The organism is Vibrio sp. IB15, from assembly GCF_016406055.1.
Classification (GTDB): Bacteria; Pseudomonadota; Gammaproteobacteria; order Enterobacterales; family Vibrionaceae; genus Vibrio; species Vibrio chagasii.
Map to the genome: position 1 here is coordinate 1 of NZ_JAEFCE010000105.1, position 6,049 is coordinate 6,049.

The following is a 6,049-nucleotide window of genomic DNA, read 5'->3' on the forward strand; positions in this document are numbered from 1 at the left end:
AACCCGCATCATCAGCTTGGAAGGCTGAGGTAATAGCCATTATACGATGCACGCAACACGTAACTCTGTTTGAGCTATTTAACCTTTAGAATATGGTGGAGAGGGACGGATTCGAACCATCGAAGGCAGTGCCAACAGATTTACAGTCTGCTCCCTTTGGCCACTCGGGAACCTCTCCAAATTTTTGAGCTTTCTCTCGCAGCCTTAAAGGAAGGGAGAAAGTGGTGCCGACTACCGGAATCGAACTGGTGACCTACTGATTACAAGTCAGTTGCTCTACCTACTGAGCTAAGTCGGCACAAGTGGGGCGCATTTTATTGAATGATTTTCCACCTTGCAATAGCAAATTGAAAAAAAGTGCAAAATTCTCTGCTCAAACTTCGACATACGACTATTTAGCTCAAGGTTTCCGTCTTTAACCCGCATCTAGTACAGGAAGATATTTTATTTATCTAGCGCTTGATGTATTTTCCATGCACTTGTTTTGTTATCCACTATAGAGTTTTGTATGAGCCCATTCATGTCATTTGACCGTACACACTGGTCTGAACTAAGGAATTTAGTTCCGATGACACTTTCTGAGAGCGACTTAAAAGAGCTTCAAGGCATCAATGAAAAGCTCACCATGGAAGAAGCTGTGGAGATCTACCTACCGCTTTCTCGTCTATTGAACCTCTATGTGGCAGCCAGACAAAACCGCAATTCAGTACTTCACCAGTTCCTCGATAAAAAAGAGAAAGCACCACCATTTATTATTGGTATTGCTGGCAGTGTTGCGGTAGGTAAAAGTACAACCGCCCGTCTACTTAAGGCCCTGCTCTCTCGTTGGGAAAACCACCCAAAAGTTGAGCTCGTCACCACTGACGGTTTCTTATATCCAAATGAAGTATTGGAAGAGAAAGGCTTGATGAGTAAGAAAGGCTTCCCTGAGTCTTATGATATTAAGCGTTTAGTTAATTTTGTCTCTGACGTTAAGGCGTGCAAAAGAAACGTCACCGCGCCAGTTTACTCGCATCTAACCTACAACATTACTGATGATGTTAAGTGTGTTGACCTACCTGACGTGTTGATCATTGAAGGCCTAAACGTATTACAGAGTGGGATGAACTACCCACACGAGCCACACCGTGTGTTCATTTCTGACTTCCTGGACTTTTCACTCTATGTGGATGCAGACAGCCAGCAAATCAAAGAGTGGTATATCAACCGCTTTATGAAGTTTAGAGAAGGGGCATTTACCAAGCCGGGCTCTTACTTTAGTCATTACACTAAATTATCGAACCAAGCGGCATTGGATAAAGCAGAAGGGATCTGGAGTTCAATCAATGGGTTGAACCTAGAGAAGAACATCCTTCCAACCAGAGAGCGGGCGCACCTAATCCTAAGAAAAGGTGCAGATCACATGGTTGAAGAAGTACTACTAAGAAAATAGGAAGGTCTTAGCTACCTTTCCTTAGTGAGATTTCACCGCCGATATAACTTTCGATACCATTCTCGGTTTTGAGTAACACCGCCCCCTGCTCATCGATACCTTGTATGACACCTTCAATTTCTCTAGGTCCAATAATCAGCTTCACATTGCGACCTAAGAAGTTATCCAAGCGGTTCCAACGCTCTACAAAATTCGACATCCCTTTCATTTCGTAATCAACTAGCGCCTTATCCCATGCGTTTATTAGGGTCTGTGCTAAATGGTTACGATCTGGGACTTGGCCATCACACACCTCTTTAAGCGAGGTCCACGGCTGACCTATACCAGAAGTTGAAGGGTCCATCGACAGGTTGAGTCCTAGCCCAATCACAATATGAGCAGCACCGCCAGATTGCCCCGACAGCTCAACTAAGATTCCCGCAAGTTTCTTATCGTTATGGTAAAGGTCATTTGGCCATTTGAGTTTCACGCCTTCAACACCCATTTCTTCCAGAGCCTCAACAACCGCAACCCCGACAACAAGACTTAGGCCCATCGCAGCTGCCATCCCAGCGTCGAGTCTCCAGTACATCGAAAGGTATAAGTTGGCTCCAAATGGTGACACCCACTCTCTGCCACGACGACCGCGACCAGAGGCTTGGTATTCAGCAACACAAACCGAGCCAGATTCTAGCTCATTGGTGCGATCTAACAGGTGTTGGTTGGTCGAACCTATAATAGGGATCAGTTCAAGAGATGCGTTGCTATTAGCAGCAGATAGTCGCTCATGGTCCAGCATGTCCAATCGGTCCGCTAGCTTGTAGCCTTTACCCTGTACACGGTAGATATCCAAACCCCACTCTTGAATACCCTTGATGTGCTTGCTTATAGCGGCTCGAGATACCCCAATCACCTCACCGAGGTCTTCACCAGAATGAAACTCACCATCAGCAAGGCATTTTAACAGTGCTAGCTTAGTGCTGTGCTCTCTCATACTAACGCCTCCAAAGCCTTGTCGAGATTTGTCTCACCATCTCTTCCCATAAAGCGAACCTCATGTTCCAGGCGAATATCGAATTTATCTAGCACAGCCTGACGAACTCGTTCTGCTAACTTAAGCACATCAACGGCCGTCGCCTCATCATAGTTGATGATCACAAGTGCTTGATTTGGATGAACCTGAGCGCCACCTTGATTAACACCTTTAAACTGACATTGATCGATCAGCCAACCAGCAGCGACTTTGATCATATTCTCACTCGCATAGCCCACAATCGTTGGATACTCAGACTGCAAGCGATCAAAATGATCTTTACTGATCACCGGGTTTTTAAAGAAGCTGCCAGCATTACCCTGAACAGAAGGGTCTGGCAATTTACTCGAGCGGATAGCACATACTTCATTAAATATCGTTTGAGGTGAAAGTGTCTCTTCAGACAGACTTTTCAAGGGGCCATAGTGATTACATGGCTGCCATGCTTTCGCTAAAGTTAAGCCAATCGCGACCACAATAGCTTTGCCGTACAGGGCGTGTTTAAAAATCGAATCTCGGTAACCAAAGAGACATTCCTCTTTGCTTAATCGCTTAACTGTATAAGTATCCAGACAAAGAATATCGACGTATTCACATATATCCTGTAGCTCAACTCCATAAGCACCAATGTTCTGGATAGGCGCTGAGCCAGAACACCCAGGAATCATGGCTAGGTTTTCTAATCCACCAAGACCTTGCTCAACGGTCCATTTAACTAGGCTTGGCCAATCCTCACCACCATTAACATGGAGTAGATGATTGCTATCCGACTCCGTTAAGGTAATACCAGATAGCTTATTGATAATGACAAGGCCTGCAAAATGCTCAGTGAAAAGCATGTTACTGCCCTTTCCTAGCATCAGCTTAGGCGTAGATTGCCATTTAGGGTCCTGATAAACCGAGACCAACTCTTCAATCTTGGTCACTTCAACCAAAGCATCACAGCTTTGATCAATAGAAAAGGTATGAACGTTTTTTAAACTAGCATTGAGATGGAATTGCATGGCGATATTCAATTAACTTACACTGCGTTCATTCTACAGCAGATAAACCAGTGGCGCAGTGACTGAATGAACAATGTCATCATTACTCAATTAGACCCAGTAAAGGTTCCCCTTGTTAAACGCTTCTATAAAGAGCACTACCCAACAGGGAAAGCCAATAAAAGTGAGTTAATTTATTCACTCTTACTTGATGACGAACTTTGTGGTGTCGTCCGTTTCCGTACGATAGAAGACTCGCGCTTACTGACAGGTATGGCGATCTCGAAGCAACATCGCGGTAAACAGTTAGGCTCCCAACTAATGGAGTACTGTGCAAAGCACACACTCACAGAGAACGATTACTGCTTTGCCTATGCGCACCTTACGAGCTTCTACACTCGGCACCAATTTGTGCAGATCGATTCTAAACAGCTACCGAACGCCTTACGGGTTTTATATGAGCGTTATTCAAATAGCGGAAAAGATCTCATTCCTATGCAATATCAGCAAAATTGTTAGAGAATGCCTCGATTATCTAGTATTTGGGGCTATGCCTTTGGTAAAATTAAAGGTTCGCAATTTTGCATATTTTTAAGGTAAAACAGTCAATATGATTGCCAGTAGGAATCCATTCATACAGTTGCCAACCATAGCGCAGAATCCTGATAAGTTTGAAGTACTACTATCAGCGCAAGAGTTTCGAATTCGTCTACTTGATGAGATAGCTCGCGCAACGACTCGTATTAGTTTAGTCGCTTTGTATCTTGAAGATGATGAGGCTGGCCGTGAGATCCTAACTGCCTTATATGAAGCAAAACAAAAGAATCCAGATCTAAATGTGAGCGTTTGTGTTGATTGGCACAGAGCTCAACGCGGATTGATTGGTGCAGAGTCTTCTGAGGGCAATACAGCAATGTACAAAGAGTTTGCTGAAAAATATCAGCATTCAGTTCCTGTCTACGGCATTCCTGTCCGTGGTAAAGAAGTCTTTGGCGTATTGCACTTAAAGGGCTTTATCGTTGATGACAGCGTGATATACAGTGGTGCAAGCCTCAATAATATCTACCTGAACTATCACGACCGCTACCGCTTTGACCGCTACCATGTTTTAAACAACGCGACACTGGCAGATTCAATGTTTGCCTACGTGCATGAACAAATGATCTCTGACAGCGCTGTTTACGACTTAGCTGATAAAAACAAGCCAGCGACTAAAGAGCTAAAGCCAGCGATCCGCCAGTTTCGTGCCTCTCTAGCCAGATCTCAGTATCAATTTGATGGTCAGGAAGTATCGCCAGAGCAAGTTGCCGTAACACCGCTAGTAGGCATCGGCAAACGACGTAATCGTCTTAACCAAGGCATCAATCAACTGGTCGCTCAGGCTAAAGACGAGATCTTCATTTGTACCCCTTACTTTAACTTTCCTCCTAGCCTAGCTAAAGAAGTGAAGAAAGCACTCAAACGTGGAGTAAAGGTCAGCATTGTGGTTGGTGATAAAACCGCGAATGATTTCTTCATCTCTCCAGAGGAAGAGTTTAAAACGATTGGTGGTCTACCATATCTTTATGAGATGAACTTACGTCGCTTTGCTAAAGCTAATGAAGCTCATATTGCAAGCCGCAATCTATCGATTCAACTTTGGCGACACGACTCTAACAGCTTCCACCTGAAAGGCATTTGGGTCGATAAGCGCTATATGCTGCTTACTGGTAATAACCTAAACCCTAGAGCTTGGAAACTAGATCTAGAGAACGGAATCTTTATTCAGGACAACTATCACCACCTAACTGATAAGTTCCAAGCTGAAATAGATAACATTCTTCAACACACTCAGCTTATTTGTACTTATAAGCAGTTAGACAAAGTAGATAGCTACCCAGAAGAAGTTCAAAAGCTGATTCGCAAGATCACTCGAGTCAAAGCTGACAGAGTACTTAAACAAATACTCTAGTGAACATGCGCAAGATATGATTTACCAACGCCTAGCAAACGCTAGGCGTTTTTGTATTCATAAATCGCCTCTCTGTACGCACTCGCAAACATAGTGAGTAACTAGGTCAATCAATACTCGCACATATAATTTTAGGTGTTCAGCGCCATTGAACACCAGAGAATAGCTTAGGCCGAAAGTAGCGAGGACTTGTTATTTGAAGAGCAAAAGACCATTACCTGGAAACGACGAAGGCCTAGTAGTAAGGCTAGGCCTTCTGATAAATGACGAAAGGCGGACATACCTAGTTAGTTCTTTCTGAAACCGGTAAACCTTTTGAGAGACGCTCTCGACCAAAAGGCTAATACAGGGATTCAAAGGTAAAAAAGCCCAAGAAGTTGTGCGTGGGCTTAGTATGACTGAACTGGTATTCCATCTGACTAGTACACGAGCGGGACTCATTGGTAGAAGACCAAATTATCGCATTCTAGAAACGACGAAAGCCTAGTCGTAAGACTAGGCTTTCTAAAAGGTTTGATGTAGTTGAGTTGTCATTCTATCTATTTGCCAATTGATTGCTGAATATACATTTTCGATAGATGTAAAAAAGCCCTGCTATTTCTAGCAGGGCTTCTCTAATAAGTGGCGGAGTGGACGGGACTCGAACCCGCGACCCCCGGCGTGACAGGCCG

The 6,049-nt window shown here is 44.0% G+C and carries 5 protein-coding genes and 2 tRNA genes; 3 read left to right on the forward strand and 4 right to left on the reverse strand.

The window, feature by feature from the left end:
* Positions 1 to 93: 93 nt before the first annotated feature.
* Positions 94 to 178 (reverse strand) — tRNA-Tyr (locus JC606_RS22465).
* Positions 179 to 222: 44 nt separating this feature from the next.
* A tRNA-Thr gene (locus JC606_RS22470) sits at positions 223 to 298 on the reverse strand.
* Positions 299 to 508: 210 nt separating this feature from the next.
* On the opposite strand from JC606_RS22470, the gene coaA reads away from it, so the two are divergent.
* Positions 509 to 1,432, forward strand: a complete 924-nt coding sequence (coaA, locus tag JC606_RS22475; protein ID WP_105057681.1) for a type I pantothenate kinase — start codon at positions 509 to 511, stop codon at positions 1,430 to 1,432.
* Between the two features lie 7 nt (positions 1,433 to 1,439).
* On the opposite strand, the gene birA is transcribed toward coaA, so the two are convergent.
* Together birA and murB are read right to left on the reverse strand one after the other, a co-directional pair.
* Positions 1,440 to 2,405: a bifunctional biotin--[acetyl-CoA-carboxylase] ligase/biotin operon repressor BirA gene (gene birA, locus JC606_RS22480; protein WP_198779479.1), complete on the reverse strand. Its 966-nt coding sequence runs from the start codon at positions 2,403 to 2,405 to the stop codon at positions 1,440 to 1,442.
* The gene (gene murB, locus JC606_RS22485; protein WP_198779480.1) at positions 2,402 to 3,448 is read right to left on the reverse strand and encodes a UDP-N-acetylmuramate dehydrogenase; all 1,047 of its coding nucleotides are present in this window, start codon (positions 3,446 to 3,448) and stop codon (positions 2,402 to 2,404) included. Before murB ends, birA begins: the two co-directional genes overlap by 4 nt.
* A 66-nt stretch (positions 3,449 to 3,514) precedes the next feature.
* Between murB and JC606_RS22490 the strand changes: the two genes are divergently transcribed.
* Both JC606_RS22490 and pssA read left to right on the forward strand, forming a co-directional pair.
* Positions 3,515 to 3,946 (forward strand): GNAT family N-acetyltransferase, encoded by a 432-nt coding sequence (locus tag JC606_RS22490; RefSeq protein ID WP_061034337.1) that lies wholly within the window; start codon positions 3,515 to 3,517, stop codon positions 3,944 to 3,946.
* Between the two features lie 91 nt (positions 3,947 to 4,037).
* Positions 4,038 to 5,378, forward strand: coding sequence for a CDP-diacylglycerol--serine O-phosphatidyltransferase (gene pssA / locus JC606_RS22495; protein WP_198779481.1), 1,341 nt, complete (start codon positions 4,038 to 4,040; stop codon positions 5,376 to 5,378).
* Positions 5,379 to 6,049 lie beyond the last annotated feature (671 nt).